This is a genomic window from Aquitalea magnusonii (assembly GCF_003202035.1).
GTDB lineage: Bacteria > Pseudomonadota > Gammaproteobacteria > Burkholderiales > Chromobacteriaceae > Aquitalea > Aquitalea magnusonii.
Window position 1 is genome coordinate 115,084 of sequence record NZ_QJKC01000013.1, and the last position, 20,708, is coordinate 135,791.

The 20,708-nt window shown below is 57.7% G+C and carries 20 protein-coding genes and 1 tRNA gene; 14 read left to right on the forward strand and 7 right to left on the reverse strand.

Going from position 1 to position 20,708, the window contains the following annotated elements; all coding sequences use genetic code 11:
* Positions 1–2: 2 nt before the first annotated feature.
* The 8 genes from nuoH to DFR38_RS14670 are packed head-to-tail and all read left to right on the forward strand — an operon-like array spanning position 3 to position 7,933.
* Positions 3–1,049 carry an NADH-quinone oxidoreductase subunit NuoH gene (nuoH, locus tag DFR38_RS14635; protein WP_059284825.1) on the forward strand — a complete coding sequence of 349 codons (1,047 nt, stop codon included), beginning with the start codon at positions 3–5 and terminating at the stop codon, positions 1,047–1,049.
* 26 nt (positions 1,050–1,075) lie between these two features.
* Positions 1,076–1,555 (forward strand): NADH-quinone oxidoreductase subunit NuoI, encoded by a 480-nt coding sequence (gene nuoI / locus DFR38_RS14640; RefSeq protein ID WP_197077215.1) that lies wholly within the window; start codon positions 1,076–1,078, stop codon positions 1,553–1,555.
* Positions 1,556–1,564: 9 nt separating this feature from the next.
* Entirely contained in the window at positions 1,565–2,209 is a 645-nt protein-coding gene (locus DFR38_RS14645; RefSeq protein WP_059284826.1) for an NADH-quinone oxidoreductase subunit J, read from the forward strand.
* Between the two features lie 26 nt (positions 2,210–2,235).
* Positions 2,236–2,541, forward strand: a complete 306-nt coding sequence (gene nuoK, locus DFR38_RS14650) for an NADH-quinone oxidoreductase subunit NuoK (RefSeq protein WP_045847642.1) — start codon at positions 2,236–2,238, stop codon at positions 2,539–2,541.
* Between the two features lie 35 nt (positions 2,542–2,576).
* Positions 2,577–4,607: an NADH-quinone oxidoreductase subunit L gene (nuoL, locus tag DFR38_RS14655; RefSeq protein ID WP_059284827.1), complete on the forward strand. Its 2,031-nt coding sequence runs from the start codon at positions 2,577–2,579 to the stop codon at positions 4,605–4,607.
* A gap of 43 nt (positions 4,608–4,650) precedes the next feature.
* A complete protein-coding gene (locus tag DFR38_RS14660; RefSeq protein ID WP_059284828.1) occupies positions 4,651–6,147 on the forward strand; it encodes an NADH-quinone oxidoreductase subunit M in 1,497 nt (498 codons plus the stop codon).
* Between the two features lie 18 nt (positions 6,148–6,165).
* Entirely contained in the window at positions 6,166–7,620 is a 1,455-nt protein-coding gene (gene nuoN / locus DFR38_RS14665; RefSeq protein WP_110313571.1) for an NADH-quinone oxidoreductase subunit NuoN, read from the forward strand.
* 16 nt (positions 7,621–7,636) lie between these two features.
* On the forward strand, positions 7,637–7,933 hold the full coding sequence (locus tag DFR38_RS14670; RefSeq protein ID WP_059284829.1) for a DUF2818 family protein: 297 nt from the start codon (positions 7,637–7,639) through the stop codon (positions 7,931–7,933).
* Positions 7,934–8,145: 212 nt separating this feature from the next.
* Here DFR38_RS14670 and DFR38_RS14675 read toward each other — a convergent pair whose 3' ends face one another.
* On the reverse strand, positions 8,146–9,012 hold the full coding sequence (locus tag DFR38_RS14675) for a lipid A biosynthesis lauroyl acyltransferase (protein WP_059284830.1): 867 nt from the start codon (positions 9,010–9,012) through the stop codon (positions 8,146–8,148).
* Positions 9,009–9,902 carry a lysophospholipid acyltransferase family protein gene (locus tag DFR38_RS14680; RefSeq protein WP_110313572.1) on the reverse strand — a complete coding sequence of 298 codons (894 nt, stop codon included), beginning with the start codon at positions 9,900–9,902 and terminating at the stop codon, positions 9,009–9,011. Before DFR38_RS14680 ends, DFR38_RS14675 begins: the two co-directional genes overlap by 4 nt.
* 77 nt (positions 9,903–9,979) lie before the next feature.
* Here DFR38_RS14680 and metK point away from each other — a divergent pair, with 77 nt between their 5' ends.
* Positions 9,980–11,149 carry a methionine adenosyltransferase gene (metK, locus tag DFR38_RS14685; RefSeq protein WP_059284832.1) on the forward strand — a complete coding sequence of 390 codons (1,170 nt, stop codon included), beginning with the start codon at positions 9,980–9,982 and terminating at the stop codon, positions 11,147–11,149.
* A gap of 157 nt (positions 11,150–11,306) precedes the next feature.
* Here metK and DFR38_RS14690 read toward each other — a convergent pair whose 3' ends face one another.
* Both DFR38_RS14690 and glnK read right to left on the reverse strand, forming a co-directional pair.
* On the reverse strand, positions 11,307–12,617 hold the full coding sequence (locus DFR38_RS14690; RefSeq protein WP_110313573.1) for an ammonium transporter: 1,311 nt from the start codon (positions 12,615–12,617) through the stop codon (positions 11,307–11,309).
* 24 nt (positions 12,618–12,641) lie between these two features.
* On the reverse strand, positions 12,642–12,980 hold the full coding sequence (gene glnK, locus DFR38_RS14695) for a P-II family nitrogen regulator (protein ID WP_059284833.1): 339 nt from the start codon (positions 12,978–12,980) through the stop codon (positions 12,642–12,644).
* A gap of 271 nt (positions 12,981–13,251) precedes the next feature.
* Between glnK and DFR38_RS14700 the strand changes: the two genes are divergently transcribed.
* The 5 genes from DFR38_RS14700 to DFR38_RS14720 all read left to right on the forward strand — a co-directional run bounded on the left by DFR38_RS14700 (position 13,252) and on the right by DFR38_RS14720 (position 16,695).
* Complete coding sequence (locus DFR38_RS14700) at positions 13,252–13,539, forward strand: accessory factor UbiK family protein (protein WP_059284834.1); 288 nt, start codon at positions 13,252–13,254, stop codon at positions 13,537–13,539.
* Positions 13,540–13,545: 6 nt separating this feature from the next.
* Complete coding sequence (locus DFR38_RS14705; protein WP_059284835.1) at positions 13,546–15,045, forward strand: YifB family Mg chelatase-like AAA ATPase; 1,500 nt, start codon at positions 13,546–13,548, stop codon at positions 15,043–15,045.
* A 73-nt stretch (positions 15,046–15,118) separates the two neighbouring features.
* Entirely contained in the window at positions 15,119–15,877 is a 759-nt protein-coding gene (locus tag DFR38_RS14710) for an SPOR domain-containing protein (protein ID WP_059284836.1), read from the forward strand.
* 26 nt (positions 15,878–15,903) lie between these two features.
* Positions 15,904–16,521, forward strand: a complete 618-nt coding sequence (locus DFR38_RS14715; RefSeq protein WP_110313574.1) for a thiol:disulfide interchange protein DsbA/DsbL — start codon at positions 15,904–15,906, stop codon at positions 16,519–16,521.
* 97 nt (positions 16,522–16,618) lie between these two features.
* Positions 16,619–16,695 (forward strand) — tRNA-Met (locus DFR38_RS14720).
* Positions 16,696–16,908: 213 nt separating this feature from the next.
* Here DFR38_RS14720 and purB read toward each other — a convergent pair.
* The 3 genes from purB to ffh all read right to left on the reverse strand — a co-directional run bounded on the left by purB (position 16,909) and on the right by ffh (position 20,656).
* Complete coding sequence (gene purB / locus DFR38_RS14725) at positions 16,909–18,279, reverse strand: adenylosuccinate lyase (protein WP_059284837.1); 1,371 nt, start codon at positions 18,277–18,279, stop codon at positions 16,909–16,911.
* Between the two features lie 65 nt (positions 18,280–18,344).
* On the reverse strand, positions 18,345–19,253 hold the full coding sequence (locus DFR38_RS14730) for an ATP-grasp domain-containing protein (RefSeq protein ID WP_059284838.1): 909 nt from the start codon (positions 19,251–19,253) through the stop codon (positions 18,345–18,347).
* A gap of 47 nt (positions 19,254–19,300) precedes the next feature.
* The gene (gene ffh / locus DFR38_RS14735) at positions 19,301–20,656 is read right to left on the reverse strand and encodes a signal recognition particle protein (RefSeq protein WP_059284839.1); all 1,356 of its coding nucleotides are present in this window, start codon (positions 20,654–20,656) and stop codon (positions 19,301–19,303) included.
* Between the last annotated feature and the right edge of the window lie 52 nt (positions 20,657–20,708).

Genomic DNA, 20,708 nt, shown 5'->3' on the forward strand with positions numbered 1-20,708 from the left:
ACATGGAGTTCTTGCAAGGCATTCTCGGTAATGAAGCGGGGCTCACGGTGTGGACCCTGCTCAAGATCATCGCCATCGTGGCACCGATGATGATTGCCGTCGCGTATCTGACCTACTTTGAACGCAAGGTAATCGGCTACATGCAGATCCGTATCGGCCCCAACCGGGTCGGTCCGCTGGGCCTGCTGCAGCCGCTGGCTGACGGCCTCAAGCTGTTGATGAAGGAAATCATTCTGCCGACGCAGTCCAGCAAGGGCCTGTTCCTGCTGGCGCCGGTGCTGGCCATTGGCCCGGCACTGGCTGCCTGGGCGGTGGTGCCCTTCAGCGACACGCTGGTGCTGGCCAATATCAACGCTTCGCTGCTGTACATCCTGGCGCTGTCGTCCATCGGTGTATACGGCATCATCGTGGCCGGCTGGGCCGGTAACTCCAAGTACTCCTTCCTGGGCGCCATGCGTTCCGCTGCCCAGATCGTGTCCTACGAACTGGCCATGGGCTTTGCACTGGTCGGGGTACTGATGGTGTCCAGCAGCCTGAACCTGGTTGACATCGTCAAGCAGCAGGCTCACGGCATGGCCGGTGGTTCGCTGTTCTCCTGGAACTGGCTGCCGCTGTTCCCGCTGTTCATCGTCTACCTGATCTCCGGCGTGGCGGAAACCAACCGTGCCCCGTTTGACGTGGCCGAAGGTGAATCGGAAATCGTCGCCGGTTTCCATGTGGAATACTCCGGCATGGCATTTGCGGTGTTCTTCCTGGCCGAATACGCCAACATGATCCTGGTATCGGCACTGACTTCCATCCTGTTCCTGGGTGGCTGGCTGTCGCCCTTCCCGGCAAGCTGGGGCCTGCTGGGTGCCGGTGGCTTCTTCTGGCTGGCGGTCAAGATGGCGTTTGTGCTGTTCTGCTTCCTGTGGTTCCGTGCGACTTTCCCGCGCTATCGCTATGACCAGATCATGCGTTTGGGCTGGAAGGTGTTCATCCCGGTCACCCTGGTGTGGATCCTGGTGCTGGGGATCTGGATGATGACCCCGCTGTCGCTGTGGAACTGAGGGGATAGGTAAAGAACATGGATACGATTCGCAACTTTTTCAAAACCTTCCTGCTGGTGGAACTGGTCAAGGGTCTGATGCTGACCGGGCGTTATTTCTTTGCCCGCAAGATCACCGTCCAGTTTCCGGAAGAAAAGACGCCGATCTCCCCGCGCTTCCGCGGCCTGCATGCGCAGCGTCGCTACGCCAACGGTGAAGAGCGTTGCATTGCCTGTAAGTTGTGTGAGGCGGTGTGCCCGGCAATGGCGATCTCGATCGAGTCGGAACAGCGTGAAGACGGCACCCGCCGTACTTCCCGCTACGACATCGACCTGACCAAGTGCATCTTCTGCGGTTTCTGCGAAGAAGCCTGCCCGGTCGACGCCATCGTGGAAACGCACATCTTTGAATACCACGGTGAAAAACGTGGCGACCTCTACTACACCAAGCCGATGCTGTTGGCGGTGGGTGACAAGTACGAGGCCGAAATCGCTGCCAACAAGGCAGCCGATGCCAAGTACCGTTAAGGGGGCCTCATGAGCATGACTACGGTTATTTTCTACATCCTGTCCGCCATTCTGCTGTTTGCCGCGGTCCGGGTGGTCACTGCCAAGAACCCGGTACACGCCGTGCTGTATCTGGTGCTGGCCTTCTTCACCAGCTCCGGACACTGGCTGCTGCTGCAGTCCGAGTTCCTGGCCATTACCCTGGTACTGGTTTATGTGGGCGCGGTGATGGTGCTGTTCCTGTTTGTGGTGATGATGCTGGACATCAACGTGGAGAAACTGCGCGAAGGTTTCTGGCGCAATCTCCCGGTGGCTGCCACCGTCGGCCTGATCATGGCCTTCGAAATGGTGCTGATCCTGACCAATCCGCACACCGGCCTGGCCGACTACAAGGCCGGTGCGGCGCTGGCGGCTGATGCCAGCAATGTCAAGGTACTGGGTCGCCAGCTGTATACCACCTATCTGCTGCCGTTCGAACTGGCTGCGGTGGTGCTGCTGGTGGCCATGGTGGCTGCCATCGGCCTGACCCAGCGTAGCCGCAAGGACACCAAGGTGGTGGATGCTGCAGATCAGGTCAAGGTTCGCAGTCAGGACCGCGTGCGCATCGTGAAGATGCAAGCCGAAAAAAATGTGGAAGCGGCCGATACTGCCGAGTCCGGTGAGCAACAGGCCTGACGGCCGAACAACATAAGGGAGGAAATGTGCTGACACTAACTCACTTCCTGGTGCTGGCCGCAATCCTGTTTGCCATCAGCGTGCTGGGGATTTTCCTGAACCGGAAGAACCTGATCGTGCTGTTGATGGCCATCGAACTGATGCTGCTGGCAGTGAATTTCAACTTCATTGCCTTCTCGCATTACCTGTCCGATACAGCAGGCCAGATTTTCGTATTCTTCATCCTGACGGTAGCAGCGGCAGAGTCGGCCATTGGTCTGGCCATTCTGGTGGTGCTGTTCCGCAATATGCGGACCATCAACGTTGAAGACCTGGGCAGCCTCAAGGGCTAAGGCAAACCGGTTACCAAACTACAAAGCACACAAGCATGGATATGAAAAGCTTATACCTGCTGATTGCGCTCTCACCTCTGGTGGGATCCATCATCGCAGGCTTGTTTGGATGGGCAATCGGCCGCCGCGCTTCCCACGTCGTGACGATTCTCGGCGTGGCAGTCTCGGCAGCCCTGTCCTTCAAGGTACTTTATGCCTTCCTTAGCGGGCAGGCAGAAGTCTTCAACGCGCCGGTCTACACCTGGCTGACCGTCGGTGGCTACGAGTTCTCCGTCGGCTTCCTGGTGGACTCGCTCACCGCCATGATGCTGGTGGTGGTGACCTTTGTGTCGCTGATGGTGCATATCTACACCATCGGCTATATGCAGGAAGATCCGGGCTATCAGCGCTTCTTCAGCTATATCTCGCTGTTTACCTTCTCGATGCTGATGCTGGTGATGAGCAACAACTTCATCCAGCTGTTCTTCGGTTGGGAAGCAGTGGGTCTGGTGTCCTATCTGCTGATCGGCTTCTGGTTCAAGCGTCCGACTGCGATCTACGCCAACCTCAAGGCCTTCCTGGTCAACCGTGTGGGTGACTTCGGTTTCCTGCTGGGTATCGGCCTGGTACTGGCTTACTTTGGCGGTTCGCTGAACTACAGCGATGTATTCGCTGCAGCGCCGGCACTGGCCAGCAAGACCATCCAGATCATCCCGGGCTGTGAGTGGTCGCTGCTGACCGTGACCTGCATCCTGCTGTTCATCGGTGCGATGGGTAAGTCGGCACAGTTCCCGCTGCACGTGTGGCTGCCGGACTCGATGGAAGGCCCGACCCCGATCTCCGCGCTGATTCACGCGGCGACCATGGTGACTGCCGGTATCTTCATGGTATCGCGCATGAGCCCGCTGTTTGAAATGTCGGATACCGCGCTGAACGTGGTGCTGGTGGCTGGTTCCATCACCGCCTTGTTCATGGGCTTCCTTGGCATCGTGCAGAACGACATCAAGCGTGTGGTGGCTTATTCCACCCTGTCGCAGCTGGGTTACATGACGGTTGCCCTGGGTGCCTCGGCCTACCCGGTTGCCATGTTCCATGTGATGACCCACGCCTTCTTCAAGGCCCTGCTGTTCCTGGGCGCCGGTTCCGTCATCATGGGCATGCACCATGACCAGGACATGCGCAATATGGGCGGCCTGCGCAAGTACATGCCGATTACCTGGATCACTTCGCTGCTGGGTTCGCTGGCGCTGATCGGTACGCCGTTCTTCTCCGGTTTCTACTCCAAGGACTCCATCATCGAAGCGGTACAGCTGTCGCATCTGCCGGCAGCCGGTTTTGCCTACTTCGCGGTGATCGCCGGTGTATTCGTGACCGCCTTCTACTCCTTCCGCATGTACTTCCTGGTCTTCCATGGCAAGGAACGCTGGATGGAGAAGAAAGACGACCATCACCACGGTCATGACGATCACGACCACCACCATGGTCTGGGTCCGCACGACAAGCCGCACGAATCGCCGTGGGTGGTGACCCTGCCGCTGGTGCTGCTGGCCATTCCGTCGGTGCTGGTGGGTTTCTTTGCCATCGAACCGCTGGTTTATGGTTCCTTCTTCAAGGGTGTCATTACGATTCATGGCGAGGCTCATCCGGCTCTGGAAGAACTGGCACGTGAATTCCATGGTCCGGTTGCCATGGGTGTGCATGCCTTTACCTCGCTGCCTTTCCTGCTGGCGCTGGCCGGTGTGGTGACAGCCTGGTTCTTCTATATGAAGGCGCCGCAGATCCCGGCAGCCATCAAGCAGAAGTTCAGCTTCGTTAACCAGATTCTGGAAAACAAGTACTACCTGGACGAGCTGTACTACGCCGTGTTTGCCAAGGGCTCGCGCGCTCTGGGTACCTTCTTCTGGAAGGTGGGCGACATGCTGCTGATCGATGGCCTGGTAGTGAATGGTGCAGCCAAGCTGGTGGGAACCTTCTCCAAGCTGGTACGCAAGCTGCAGACCGGTTTCATCTACAGCTACGCCATGACCATGATTATCGGCGTGCTGGCTCTGATGACGCTGTGGTTCTCGCAGATCATCCTGCGCTAAGGCCCAGACCTCTGGAATTGGAATAACTACTTAGGTTTTGACTATGTTCACAAATCAGTTAAGTCTGGTGATCTGGGCCCCGATCGTGGCCGGGTTGCTGGTGCTGGCTACGGGAGGAGACCAACGGGCCAACCTGGCCCGCTGGCTGGCCGTAGCCGGTGCCTTGATCGGTTTCCTGCTGTCGCTGCCGCTGTTTACCGGCTTCGACAACCTGAACGGCGGCATGCAGTTCGAGGAAGTGAAGCCGTGGATCGCCTCCTTTGGCATCCAGTACCACCTGGGCGTGGACGGCATATCCATGCTGTTCGTGATCCTCAACAGCTTTACCACCCTGATGGTGGTACTGGCTGGCTGGCAGGTGATCCAGAAGCGTCCGGCGCAGTACATGGCCGCCTTCCTGATCATGTCCGGCCTGATCAACGGTGCTTTTGCCGCACTGGATGCCATCCTGTTCTATGTATTCTTTGAAGGCATGCTGATCCCGATGTACCTGATCATCGGTGTCTGGGGTGGTCCGCGCCGGGTGTATGCGTCCTTCAAGTTCTTCCTGTACACCCTGCTCGGCTCGCTGCTGATGCTGGTTGCCTTGATCTACCTGTACTTCCAGGCTGGCAAGACTTTCGACATCCAAGCCTTCCAGGCGATTGCCAAGATTCCGCTGAACGTGCAGATCCTGCTGTTCATCGCCTTCTTCCTGTCGTTTGCCGTGAAGGTGCCGATGTGGCCGGTGCATACCTGGTTGCCGGATGCCCACGTGGAAGCGCCGACCGGTGGTTCCATGGTGCTGGCGGCCATCACCCTGAAGATCGGTGCTTACGGTTTCCTGCGATTTGCCCTGCCTATCCTGCCGGATGCCGCACGTGAACTGTCGTGGATCATGGTGGCCCTGTCGCTGGTGGCCGTGGTGTACATCGGTCTGGTGGCACTGGTGCAGACCGACATGAAGAAACTGGTGGCTTACTCCTCCATTTCCCACATGGGCTTCGTCACCCTGGGTCTGTTCATGTTCACCGGTTCGCACCTGAACCAGTGGGCCGTGGAAGGCGCCCTGGTACAGATGGTGTCGCACGGCTTTGTTTCCGCCGGCATGTTCTTCTGCATCGGTGTGATGTATGACCGCGTGCACAGCCGCAACATCGCCGATTACGGTGGCGTGGCCAACAAGATGCCGATCTTTGCTGCTTTCATGATGTTGTTTGCCATGGCCAACTCCGGTCTGCCGGCCACTTCCGGTTTTGCCGGTGAGTTCATGGTGATCATGGGCGCGGTGCAGGTGAATTTCTGGTATGCCGCCCTGGCTGCCACCACCCTGATCTTTGGCGCGGCCTACACCCTGTGGATGTACAAGCGGGTGATCTTCGGCGAGGTGAGCAATCACCATGTGGAAGAAATGGCTGATGTGAACAAACGCGAATTCCTGGTGCTGGCCGTGCTGGCCATTGCAGTGCTGGGCATGGGTCTGTACCCGCAAGGCTTCGTCGAAAAGATGCACCTGTCGGTGAATGACCTGATTGCGCATGTTGCGCAGACCAAGCTCTAAGGCCATAAGGAAAACATAATGAATTGGGCTGATCTGAACCTGATGCCTGCCTTGCCCGAACTGTTCATGTCCGTGGCAATACTGGTCATCCTCATGCTCGATGCTTTCATTTCGGATGCAAAGCGCGGCCTGCATTACGGTCTGGCCTTGCTGACGCTGGCTGGCTGTGCGGTATTGCAGGTACAAAGCTATTCGGCAGTACCGGTACATACCTTCTCCGGCATGTTTGTCAGCGATGCGCTGTCCAGTCTGGTCAAACTGGCCATGTATGGCAGCACCGCCATGGTGCTGGTTTACAGCCGTCAGTACATTGCCGACCGCGGTCTGCTGCGTGGTGAGTTCTTCTCCCTGGCACTGTTTGCCCTGCTCGGGATGAACATCATGGTGTCGGCTTCGCATTTCCTGTCGCTGTACATGGGTCTGGAACTGCTGTCGCTGTCGCTGTACTCGCTGATCGCCTTGCAACGTGATGAAGTAAAGGCAACCGAAGCTGCCATGAAATACTTCGTACTGGGCGCGCTGGCTTCCGGCCTGCTGCTGTACGGTATTTCCATGATCTACGGTGCCACCGGCACGCTGGACCTGGCCTTGGTGGCCAAGGCCATCAAGCTGCATACCGCCAATGACATGCTGCTGGTGTTCGGTCTGGTGTTCATCGTGGCTGGCCTGTGCTTCAAGCTTGGCACGGTTCCCTTCCACATGTGGGTGCCGGACGTCTACCAGGGCTCGGCTACCGCCGTGACCCTGATGGTGGGCGCAGCGCCGAAACTGGCTGCTTTTGTCTTTGTCCTGCGCATCCTGGTGCAAGGCATGGAAGCCATGGTCGCCGACTGGCAAGCCATGCTGGCCTTGGTGGCCGTGCTGTCGATGGCCATCGGTAACATCACTGCCATCGCCCAGACCAATATCAAGCGCATGCTGGCTTACTCCACCATCTCGCACATGGGCTTCCTGCTGCTCGGCCTGCTGGCTGGTACGCCGGATGGCTATGCCGCTGCACTGTTCTACTCGCTGATCTACGTGCTGATGTCCATGGTGAGCTTCGGCATCCTGCTGGGTCTGTCGCGTGCCGGTTTCGAATGCGAAACCCTGGACGATCTGAAGGGCCTGAACAGCCGCAACAGCTGGTATGCCCTGCTGATGCTGCTGACCATGTTCTCCATGGCCGGTGTGCCGCCGCTGGCAGGTTTCTATGCCAAGTTTGCCGTGATCAAGGCTATCGTGGACATTCACCTGTACTGGCTGGCCATCATTGCCGTGATGATGTCGCTGATCGGCGCCTTCTACTACCTGCGCGTCGTGAAGAACATCTACTTTGATGAAGCCCAGGACACTTCGGCCATCGTGATGCGTGCCGACATGAAACTGGTGCTGTCCATCAATGCCGTGGCATTGCTGGTGCTGGGCATGCTGCCGGAACGTGTGATCGAATTGTGCGTCCAGGCGATGAAGCAATCGCTCACCGTGATCTGACAGGGAAGCGCCCAGCATGCAAGCCAGTGTTGCTACTTTGTTGATTGTCGCCTTTGTGGCCGCCAATCTACCCTTCCTGACCCAGCGTCTGGGGGGTGTGATCCGCATGGCTAACAAGCACTTCGGCTGGCGCTTGCTGGAGCTGCTGGTGCTGTTTGTGCTGGTCGGTGTGTTTGCCCGCTTTCTGGAAGCGCGGCAGATGCCGGTCCAGCCGCAGCACTGGCAGTTTTACGTGACGACGGCAGCCCTGTTTCTGGTGTTTGCCTTCCCGGGCTTTGTCTATCAGACCTTCTGGAAGAAACGCAGCAGTTAACGAGAATGCTATTGCAGAACAACCCGGCCCAGGCCGGGTTTTTTATTGTGCGTAGGATGGCCTGCTGGGGCCGCTGATTTGTCGCCAGTGCCAGCGCACAGCTGTGGTGCGGACCACCAGGGAAGACAGCCAGGGCATGGCTCGGTGACGGACAAGAAAAACCCGGCAGGAAGCCGGGCTGTTTCATCAAGCAAGGCTGTACTGGCAGCACATCAATAGATGCGCTCCTCGCCTTCCGGGCGGGTCTTGAAGCGCTTGTGCAGCCAGAAATACTGGCTGGGTACCTCGCGGATGCGCTCCTCCAGAAAGGCATTCATGCGCCGGGTATCGGCCACGACATCCTCCGTCGGGTAATTCTCCCATGCCGGATAGAATTCCAGCTCGAAGCGATTACCCACGCGGCGAGCAATCAGCGGCACCACGCGCGCCTTGGCCAGCTTGCTGATGCGCGACAAGCCGGTAATCGTCGCGGCATCCTTGTCGAAGAATTTCACGAAGACCGAGTCGCGCGCTCCGAAGTCCTGATCGGGCAGGTAGAGAAAGGGCGTGTGCTCCTTGCGCATGGCCTTGATGATGGAGCGCAGGCCTTCGTTGCGCGGCACGATATAGCAATTGTCATAGCGCTGGCGGCCTGCATAGATCTGCGCGTCCAGGGTGTCGTTTTTCTGCTGTGAATACACACTGACCAGCGGCAACACCTGATTGAGCGCAAACACGCACATTTCAAAGCCGACAAAGTGTGGATAGAACAGGATGACATCCTCGCCCTTGGCGCGCAGCTCTTCCACGATATGCAGATTCTTGATGGTCACCAGCTTGCGGATGCGCTCGGCCGAGCTCCACCAGGCCACGCCATATTCCAGTGCCAGGCGGATCATGAAGCCGAAATTGGCCTTGATCAGCTTTACCCGCTCGGCCTCCGTCATCTGCGGGAAGCATAGCCGCAGATTGGTCAGCCCGACCTTGCGGCGATCTGCAGCCAAGTGATAAGCGACTAGGCCAATGGCATCCGCCAGCAGACCAATGGCCCACATGGGCAGCAGGCGAATCAGCCATAACAGGGCAAAAGCAATCTTCATGGGTTTCCTTGCAGATGGTCCGGCGGCGTAACGCCGGCCGGACATTTGTAACGGTTATAGCTCCACAGATACTGGCTGGGGAAGCGGCGGATCAGGTTTTCCACCGTGTGGTTGAGCAAGGCACAGTCGGCCTCCTTGTCCCCGCTGAAAGGCTGCGGCATGGCTTCGATATGCACGACAAAGCCCTTGCCACCAGGCAGACGCTCGCCGACAAAGAACAACACCTCAACGCCGCTCACCTGCGCCAGACGCGGCACCAGGCTCATGGTGTAGGCTGGTTTGCCAAAAAAGGGCGCCCACACCCCCTCGCCATTGCCGGGAACCTGATCGGGCAGGATGATGGTGGCTTCACCCGATTTCAGGGCTTTCATCAGAATCCGCACACCGGCCCCGGTGGCCGGCGCCGTCTTGCCTTTGCCACGTGCCCGGCCAGCCTGCATCACCGGCTCCAGCCAGCTCAGCTTGGGAGGACGGTACATGGCCGTCAACGGAAAGGGCAGGCGCGAGCTGATATAACGCCCGGCGATGTCATAGCTGCCCAGGTGCGGCGTGACAAAAACAATGCCGTGCCCAGCCTGCAAGGCGCGCTCAACATGCTCCCAGCCATGGCATGCCTTGACCAGCGCGGCGATGTCTGCCGGCTCGCGGCACCAGGCAATGGACAATTCCAATGCACCTTTGCCGGTTTCTCGTGCGGATTGTTTGACTAGTCCTTGTAAAACCTGATAATTTTCACAGATTTTACTCGACGCCAGATTATCTCTCATCCTTTGCGCATAGCGGGGGGAGGCGAGATAAGTTAGCCGCCCCAGTATGGCGCCGAGACTTTGCAGCCACGACAGCGGCAAACGCGCCAGCAAGGACAACATGAGTTGGACCAGCTTGGACATGGTTTCGTCAGTGGTGATCGTAAAGCGGCCTATTTTATCATCACACTGTTTTGCTTTATTCGGGAATCAACAAACAAATGAGCGAATATCTGTTTACGTCGGAGTCGGTATCGGAAGGCCATCCGGACAAAGTCGCCGACCAAATCTCTGATGCCATCCTCGATGCCATCCTGCGCGAAGACAAATACGCTCGCGTTGCTGCCGAAACACTGGTCAATACCGGTCTGGTCGTCCTGGCTGGCGAGATCACCACCTCGGCCAATATCGACTACATCAAGGTCGCACGCGAAACCATCAAGCGCATTGGCTACGACAACTCCGAGCTGGGCTTCGACTACCACGGCTGCGCCGTCATGGCCTGCTATGACAAGCAATCGCAAGACATCGCCCAGGGCGTCAACGAAGGTGAGGGCCTGGACCTGAACCAGGGTGCTGGCGACCAGGGCCTGATGTTCGGCTACGCCTGCGACGAAACCCCGACGCTGATGCCTTTCCCCATCTATTACGCACACCGTCTGGTACAGCGCCAGGCCGAGCTGCGCAAGGATGGCCGCCTGCCGTGGCTGCGTCCGGATGCCAAGAGCCAGATCACCTGCGTCTACGACGGTGAAACCGGTCTACCCAAGCGCATCGACACCGTGGTGCTGTCCACCCAGCACAGCCCGGAAATCGATCACAAGACGCTGACCGAAGCCGTCATCGAAGACATCATCAAACCGGTACTGCCGCCGGAAATGCTGACTGCCGAAACCAAGTACCTGGTCAACCCGACCGGCCGTTTCGTCATTGGCGGCCCGATGGGCGACTGCGGCCTGACCGGCCGCAAGATCATCGTCGACACCTACGGCGGTGCAGCCCCGCACGGTGGTGGCGCCTTCTCCGGCAAGGATCCGTCCAAGGTCGACCGTTCGGCAGCCTATGCCGGCCGTTACGTGGCCAAGAACATCGTTGCCGCCGGCCTGGCACGTCAGTGCCAGATCCAGGTCTCCTACGCCATTGGCGTGGCCGAACCGACCTCGATTGCGGTGGATACCTTTGGCACCAACAAGATCCCGAACGAGAAGATCGTGGAACTGGTGAAGAAGCACTTCGACCTGCGCCCGAAAGGCATCATCCAGATGCTGGACCTGCTGCGCCCGATCTACGGCAAGACCGCTGCTTACGGCCACTTTGGTCGTGAAGAGCCGGAATTCACCTGGGAACGCACTGACAAGGTCGAGGCCCTGCGCGCAGACGCGGGTCTGTAAACACCAGCCACCGCAGGCAAGATAACAGCACCGGATGAGAATCCGGTGCTTTTTTTGCACTGAAACAGGACATGGCCCGCATGACAGACAAAAAAAGAGGGCGCCGAAGCGCCCCTAAGTCCCTTACCACAACAAGTAGATTGGTAGCAGTTAGCTGTTATTCCACACGCTCGCCGTGCAGAACCACGTCCAGGCCTTCACGTTCTTCGTCTTCGGCCACACGCAGACCTACCACCAGATCAATCACTTTGAGCAGGATGAAGGTGATGATGGCGCAGTACACCACGGTTACTCCCACACCCAGGGCCTGAGTCGCCAGGCTGCCTTCGGAACCGCCAATGCTCTTGACTGCGAATACACCGGTCAGCAGGGCACCCACGATACCGCCCACGCCGTGTACACCAAAGGCATCCAGCGAGTCGTCATAGCCCATCATGTGTTTCAGACCGGTAGCACCCCAGAAGCAGACCACACCGGCTACTGCACCGATGATCAGCGCACCTTTCACATCCACGAAACCAGCAGCCGGCGTGATGGCCACCAGACCCGCAACCGCACCGGAGGCAATGCCCAGCACCGACGGCTTTTTCTTGTGAATCCATTCAGCAAAGGTCCAGGCCAGCGCCGCGATACCGGTGGCAACCTGCGTGGTCATCATGGCCATCCCGGCACGACCGTCGGCAGCACCAGCAGAACCGGCGTTGAAGCCGAACCAGCCCACCCACAGCATGGAAGCACCGATCAGGGTCAGAATCAGGTTGTGCGGCGGCATGGCTTCCTTGCCGAAACCCACACGCTTGCCCATGACCAGGGCGCAGATCAGGCCTGCGATACCGGCATTGATATGCACGACGGTGCCACCGGCGAAGTCCAGCACGCCCTTGTCAGCCATCCAGCCGCCCGGACCCCACACCCAGTGGGCAACCGGCACATACACCAGCAGCGACCACAGTGCGGTAAAGATCAGCAGGGCGGAAAATTTCATCCGTTCGGCAAAGGCGCCAGTGATCAGTGCCGGAGTAATGATGGCGAAAGTCATCTGGAACATCATGAACACCGATTCCGGGATGGTGCCGGCGGAAGGATGCACTGCAACCTTCTTGGTATCAGCCAGATAGTCCATGCCACTGAGCAGGAAACGGCTCAGATCGCCCAGATAGGGGCTGCCTACGGTAAACGACAGGCTGTAGCCGATAACCGCCCACAGCACGGTGACCAGAGCGGTGATGGCAAAGCTCTGCATCAGCGTGGCCAGCACGTTTTTCTTGCGGACCATGCCACCGTAGAACAGCGCCAGACCCGGAATGGTCATGAACAGCACCAGCGCGGTGGAAGTCAGCATCCACGCCGTATCGCCGGAATTGATGACCTTGAAATCGGCCATGGCCGGGCCGGCCGGCGCATCTGCCAGGACCGGAAGGGCCAGCGCCAGCAGGCTGGTACCCAATGCAGCAAGTTTCTTATTCATTTCATTTCCCCTGTTGAGCGTGGCTTAAACCGCGTCGATACCGGTTTCCCCGGTCCGGATCCGCACGATTTGTTCAAGGTCGAAGACAAAAATCTTGCCATCGCCGATTTTGCCGGTGCGCGCCGATTTCTCGATCGCTTCCACCACCTGGTCTAGCAGGCTGTCATCGATGGCGATTTCCAGTTTTACCTTCGGCAGAAAGTCCACTACGTATTCGGCGCCGCGGTACAGCTCGGTGTGGCCTTTCTGACGACCAAAGCCTTTTACTTCCGTGACGGTAATGCCTTGTACGCCGATGGCGGATAGTGCTTCACGTACTTCATCAAGCTTGAACGGCTTGATCACGGCGGTGACCAGTTTCATGTTCACTCCTTTGTAATGGACCCAGATGTGTATTTGCCTTGCTGATTCAGCTCATTGCACAAACCGTGCCAGCTCGCGATCTGACTGTTTTCCAAGAAATTTCTTTGCAACAACTGGCATTTGCCAAAGGAAACTCGGCATTGGCACCATGGCAGAGCATTTATCATCAATAGACTGCACCGCTTTGGTGCGCCAGGGCAAAACTGCAGGGCGGGAGGGATTTTGCTAAACTCAACTCAGATCATCGAACCATTGTCCAAGGAGAGCTGAAATGTTGAGTCAGAAATTGTTTGAGGAAATCAGCGCCAAGATCAGCGATACCATTGCGGCCAGCCCGGCCAAGGATATCGAAAAGAACATCAAGGCCATGATGGCATCGACTTTTTCCCGTATGGATCTGGTGACCCGGGAAGAGTTTGATGTGCAGCAAGAAGTCTTGGTCCGCACCCGCGAGAAGCTGACTGCGCTGGAAGCGCGGCTGGCCCGGCTGGAAAACCAGCTTTTCCCAGAAGAAGCCCAAGCTAAGACCGAAGCGCAGGCCGAACTGGGTCACTCCTGATCGACGATGGCGCTTGCCGTTGTCGCAAGCCGCGCACTGGCGGGGCTGCAGGCACCGGAAGTCGCGGTTGAAGTACACCTCGCCAACGGACTGCCGCAGTTCACCATCGTTGGGCTGCCGGATACCGAGGTCAAGGAGAGCCGGGACCGCGTGCGGGCGGCCATCATCAATTCCGGTTTTGAGTTTCCCGCTCGCCGCATTACCGTCAATCTGGCACCGGCCGACCTGCCCAAGGACTCCGGCCGTTTCGATCTCCCCATTGCCATTGGCATCCTGGCTGCGGCTGGCCAGTTGCAGTGCCCGCAGCTGGCCGACTATGAGTTTGCCGGCGAGCTGGCACTCAGCGGACAGTTAAGAGCCATCCGGGGGGCATTGGCCATGGCCTGTCAGACCACTCAGGCAGGCCGGATGTTTTTCTTGCCGCATGACAGTGCGCGGGAAGCTGCACTGGTGATGTCGGGCAAGGTCTATGCAGCCGACAGCCTGTTGCAGGTCTGTGCCCATCTCAATGGCGTGCAGTCATGTGAGCCGGTCCTGGTCAACCAGAACAGTATCACTCCCGTTTATCCAGATCTGGCTGATGTAAAGGGCCAGCTGGCCGCGCGCCACGCCCTGGAAGTCGCTGCCGCCGGCGGACATAGCCTGTTGCTGGTGGGGCCGCCCGGAACCGGCAAGTCCATGCTGGCGTCTCGTCTGCCAGGTATCCTGCCTGCCATGGATGAGCAACAGGCGCTGGAAACGGCAGCAATACAATCTCTGGGGTCGCAGGGCTTCCATACGGCGCAGTGGCGGCAACGACCTTATCGTGCCCCGCACCATACCGCCTCGGCTGTCGCCCTGGTGGGCGGTGGTTCCGATCCCCGTCCGGGCGAGATCAGTCTGGCACATCACGGCGTACTGTTTCTGGACGAGTTGCCCGAGTTTGAACGAAAAGTGCTGGAAGTATTGCGTGAACCTTTGGAGTCACAGGTGATCCATATTTCCCGTGCGGCGCGGCAAGCGAGCTTTCCGGCAGATTTTCAGCTGATCGCGGCCATGAATCCCTGCCCCTGTGGCTATCTGGGACAGCCATCCGGTCGCTGCCACTGCACTCCGGAGCAGATTGCCCGCTATGTCGGCAAATTGTCCGGTCCCTTGCTGGATCGCATCGACATGCATGTGCAGGTGGCCAATCTCAGCGCGACGGAGCTGACCAGTGACCAGCCAGCCGAGGCCAGCGCCAGCATTCGTCAGCGGGTGCAGCAGGCAAGAGACCGCCAGTTGCACCGACAAGGTTGTTGCAATGCCCGCCTGACTGGGGCTGAGCTGGAGCGTCATCTGCATGCCAGCACCGAGGTTCTTGGTCTGCTGGCGCAGGCGCTGGATCGCCTTGGCTTGTCCGCCAGAAGCTATCATCGGATACTGCGCATTGCCCGCACCGTGGCCGATATGGAGGGCAGTGTGCGGCTGGGGCGACAGCATATGCTGCATGCCATCCAATTGCGACGCAGCGGATTGACCTTATAATGCCGTGAAATATATTTTCACCGGGTTTTAATAGATAATGAGCGGATTGACTGCATGGAAATGGTAGTAGTACATGGCTAATCGTGATGTGAAGAATTCCTCGCGTTCATCGTCCTCCGGACGAGCGCGCACCAGCAGCAAAAGTGGCGGCGGTGGCATGGTGGCAGGTATTGTCATCGGCCTGATTGTCGGTGTTGCCGTCGCCGTTGGCCTGGCGATGTATTTGAATCGTTCCGCCACTCCCTTTTCCAATCTGGAAAAACTGGATCACAAGAATACGTCCGCTGCCGCGTCGGCACCGTCGACGGAATTGCTGGAACCGGGCACCAAGATCGCTGATGTACAGCCAGCGGCACCAGTTGCCTCGGCACCAGCCAAGGTCGAAGTGGCGCCTGCGCCACCCATGCCTGTCGAGCTGCCTCCGCCTGCGGCCACGCCGCCCGCTGCCAAAAGCAAGCCGGCTGCGCCTGCTGCCAACAGCAGCAAGGATGAGCAGCGATTCGACTTCTACAAGATCCTGCCGGGACAGGTGGATGCCGTTCCTGCTGATGGCAAGGCCAATGGCAAGGATAAGGAACCTTCTGCGGCCACTCCGGCCAAAAAGGTCTACCTGCAGCTGGGTTCTTTCCAGAATGAAAACGAGGCTGACAACCTCAAGGCCAAGCTGGCCTTGCTGGGCGTGGAAGCCAAAATCCAGTCCGTGTCCCTGGCTGACAAGGGCATGGTGCATCGGGTCAGGGTGGGTCCGCTCAGCAAACAAGAGGATGTGGACCGGATACGCTCTCAGCTGAAGCAGGATGGTATCAATGCTGCCGTGGTCAAGGCAGAGTGAACGTCATAGCGTCTAAAGGACAAAAAATGAAAAAGTGGTTGATGATGGGCTTGCTGCTGCTGAGTGGTGCTGCCAGTGCGGCATCCGAGCTGGGGAAGGACTACGTGCTGATGAGCAAGCCGCAGCCGGTGGCCAACCCGAAGAAAGTCGAAGTCATCGAATTCTTCTCCTACACCTGCATCCATTGCTTCCATCTTGACCCGCTGATCAGCGCCTGGGAAAAGAAAAAACCGGCTTATGTCGATTATCACCGTGAGCAGATCGTCTGGCAGAAGCCGATGGAGGGCTTTGCCCGACTGTTTGCCACGCTGAATGCCACTGGCACGATGGAAAAGCTGAACAGCCCGGTGTTTGATGCGGTCATGCAAAAGAAAATCAACCTGGGTGAACCGGCGATCTTGAGCGACTGGCTGAAAAAGCAGCCCGGTGTGAATGTCAGCAAGTTCATGCAGACCTACAACTCCTTCGGCATCAACAGCCAGGTTGCCCGCGCCAGCCAGATCACCCGTGCCTACAATATCGAAGGCACGCCCACCATTGTGATCAATGGCAAATACGCGCTGGCACCTGCCGCACCGGAGCGCCTGATCGAGGTGATGAATGATGTGATTGCCAAGGCCAAGGCGGAAAGCAATATCAAATAAGCTTGGTCCTTCGAGGTGGCGGGAGTGTATTTATGCGGCTACTTTCGTTCAGGTCCTTGACACTGGCTGGATGGTGCGGTAAGATGCATTTCTCTGACGCGGGGTGGAGCAGTCTGGTAGCTCGTCGGGCTCATAACCCGAAGGTCGTAGGTTCGAATCCTGCCCCCGCAACCAAGTTTTCAAGAAAAGACCACTCTTATGAGTGGTCTTTTCTTGTGTGTGCCTGGCGCACGGCAGTATATACGTTCGGTTTGCTGTTCAGAACGTATTCCCTCGAGTCATCTATTTAGGGCCACATTCTTCGGGATGTGGCCCATTCTTTTGGGGCTGTAGTTCTGCGAAAACAAAAAAGCCGCCCGCAGGCGGCTTTTGTCATGACCATGCAGATCAAATGCGTTTTGCCAATTCGGCAGCCTTGCCCACATAAGCAATCGGGGTCAGTTCCAGCAGACGCGATTTTTCTGCTTCGGGAATTTCCAGACCCTTGATAAAGGCGGAAAGTGTCTCGCGGGTAATGCCGTCCTTGCCACGCGTCAGCTCTTTCAGCTGCTCGTAGGGATTGGGCACGCCGTAGCGACGCATCACGGTCTGGATCGGTTCGGCCAGCAATTCCCAGCTACGACCCAGTTCGTCAGTGATGACGGCCGGATTGATTTCCAGTTTGTTCAGTCCCTTCAGGCAGGCTTTCAGACCGAGCATGGTATAGCCGAAACCGACGCCCATATTGCGCAGCACGGTGGAGTCGGTCAGGTCGCGCTGCCAGCGCGACAGTGGCAGCTTTTCTGCCAGATGGTTCAGGATGGCATTGGCCATGCCCAGATTGCCTTCGGAGTTTTCGAAGTCGATCGGGTTGACTTTGTGCGGCATGGTCGAGCTGCCGACTTCGTCCTTCTTGACCTTCTGCTTGAAGTAGCCCAGCGAGATATAACCCCAGATGTCGCGGTTCAGGTCGATCAGGATGGTATTGATGCGCGCCACGACCTGATACAGTTCGGCCATATAGTCATGTGGCTCGATCTGGATGGTGTAGGGATTGAAGGTGAGGCCCAGGCCAGACACAAAACGACCGCACAGGCTTTCCCAGTCAATCTGCGGATAGGCAACCAGATGTGCGTTGTAATTGCCGACTGCGCCGTTGATCTTGCCAAGGATTTCCTGGGCAACCAGCTGTTCACGCTGACGCTTCAGGCGATAGACGGCATTGGCCATTTCCTTGCCCATGGTGGAAGGCGTGGCCGGTTGGCCATGGGTGCGGCACATCATCGGCAGGTCGGCCAGTTCGTGTGCCAGTTGCTGCAGCTTGAGGATCACTTCGTCCAGTGCCGGCAGCACCACGGTATTACGCGCGGTTTTCAGCATCAAGGCATGCGACAGATTGTTGATGTCTTCCGATGTGCAGGCGAAATGGATGAACTCGCTGGCGGCCATCACTTCGGTATTGCCCGACAGACGCTCTTTCAGCCAGTATTCAATGGCCTTAACATCGTGATTGGTGCGTGCTTCGATGGCCTTTACTTCTTCGCCGTGCTGTACGGTAAAGTTGCTGATGACCTCATCGATTTCGCGGATGGTTGCCTCGGAGAAGGGCTTCACTTCCTCGATGCCCGGCTCGGCAGCCAGCATTTTCAGCCATTCCAGTTCAACCTTGATACGGAACTTCATCAGGCCATATTCGGAGAACAAGTTGCGCAAGCCTTCAACCTGGGCGGCGTAGCGGCCATCCAGCGGGCTCAGGGCGGTCAGCGGGTTCAGATTCATGACGAGGTATTTCCAAGCGTGGTTTGCCAGTCGGGCTGGCAGGTTTCAGTACAAAACAAAAGGTTTCAGTCAGGCTGGCGTGTCAGCCTGCGTGCTAATCCGGCAGCCAGTTTGTCGGCGGCTTCCGGTTTGAAGCGGAAAAACAGTTCGGGTTCGATCATCTCCACTTCCATCAAGGCCAGCTTTCCATGATTGTCGCGGATCATATCAACACGGGCATATAGCACATCAAAAGGCAGTGCCGCCACCGTGGCTTCGGCGAGGCTGCGTTCTTCGGCGGTGGCCTGATGGGGGTGGACGCTGCCGCCATGGTCATCCTGTACCCGGAAGTCACCTGCTTGTGGCAGCTTGCGGATGGCATGGCTGAATGCCCCGTCGATCACCATCAAAGACAACTCCCCCTGGCTCAGTATGTGCTGCTGGAACGGTTGCAGCATCATGGCTTCACGCTGGATCAGCTCGGCAAAAGTACATTCCAGCCTTGCACTGTTTGCCGCATCCAGCCGATAAGTGTGACGAGCCGAGCCTGACACTACCGGCTTGAGAATGGCCTGCTCCCATGCGCAATCCTGCAGGCACTGCTCCAGGCTGCGGGTATCACCTCTCTCAATGTAGTGACTGCTGACCGTGTTGATGCCTTTTTTTGCCAGTGTTGCCAGATAATGTTTGTCGATATTCCAGTTGATCAGCTCGGCACTGTTGAATAGTGTGGTTTGCCGAGCGACCTGCTGGAGCCAGGGGCCAAACTCGGCAAAGCGCTCAAAGTAGTCCCAGGTAGTGCGAAACAGTATGCAGCGCGTCTGTGTCCAGTCGAAATCAGGGTCATCCCAAGCCTTGCGAGCAACGCGCAAGCCCTGGGCAGCCAGCGCCGACATGACCAGCCCATCTTCATGATGAACCTGGCGGCTATACCAGTCGGCCTCATTCAGCTGGAGCAGGGACTGCTTCGTCAGTACGATGACATCAAACTGCATGCATTTCCTTCACATCAAGAAAAACGGGTGCCTGGCACCCGTTTCGCTTACATCCCGGGCATCATGCCCTTCATGCCACGCATCATTTTCATCAATCCGCCCTTGGCGGAGAACTGTTTCATCATCTTTTGCGTCTGTTCAAACTGGTTGAGCAGACGATTGACCTCTTGCACCGTCACGCCGGAGCCGGCTGCAATACGGCGTTTGCGGCTGGCTTTCAGCAGTTCCGGTTTGCGACGTTCTTCCATGGTCATCGAATTGATGATGCCCTCGATACGGCGCATGGATTTTTCGGCTTCAGCGCCTTGAATGCCCTTGGCCATCTGACCCAGCTGGCCCGGCATTTTTTCCAGCAGATTGGACATGCCGCCCATTTTTTTCATCTGCTGCATCTGTGCCTTGAAATCCTCCAGATCGAAGCCCTTGCCGGACTTCAATTTCTTCGCCATGGCTGCAGCTTCGTCCTGATCGATGCCCTTTTGGACTTCTTCAATCAGCGACAGCACATCGCCCATGCCGAGAATACGGCTGGCAATCCGGTCTGGGTGGAAGGGCTCCAGGCCATTGACCTTTTCTCCCACGCCGATGAACTTGATCGGCTTGCCCGTGATGTGACGGACTGACAGCGCGGCACCGCCACGCGAATCACCATCCATCTTGGTCAGGATGACACCAGTCAGCGGCAGTGCCTCATTGAAGGCCTGGGCGGTATTCACGGCATCCTGGCCCTGCATCGCATCGACGACAAACAGGGTTTCCACCGGATTGATGGCAGCGTGAACGGCCTTGATTTCAGCCATCATGGCTTCATCGATGGCCAGACGGCCGGCTGTATCGACCATCAGCACATCAAAGAAATGACGCTTGGCATGATCAACCGCGGCACGGGCGATCTCGACAGGTTTCTGCTGGCTATCCGAGGGAAACCACTCAACGCCGACTTGCTCGGCCAGCAGTTTCAACTGCTCAATGGCGGCCGGGCGATATACGTCGGCCGATACCACCAGAATCTTTTTCTTCTGCGTTTCTTTCAGCAGTTTGGCCAGCTTGCCCACCGTGGTGGTTTTACCGGCACCCTGCAAACCGGCCATCAGCACAATGGCGGGCGGAACAGCGGCCAGATTGAGGGCGTCGTTTTTTTCACCCATCAATTTGACGAGTTCATCATTTACCACACCAACCAGAGCCTGGCCTGGTGTCAGGCTGCCCATGACCTCCTGGCCAAGGGCGCGCTCCTTGATCTGGGCGATAAAGGATTTGACGACAGGGAGTGCAACGTCGGCCTCCAGCAAGGCCATGCGAACTTCGCGCAAGGCGTCCTGGATATTGCTTTCGGTCAGGCGGGCATTGCCGCGCAGATTCTTGATGACGCCGGACAGGCGGTTGGTCAGGTTGTCTAGCATGCTGAGTCCTTCTGTCTGCCAACGAGGGACAGGTTGGTGTAGACTTTCAAAC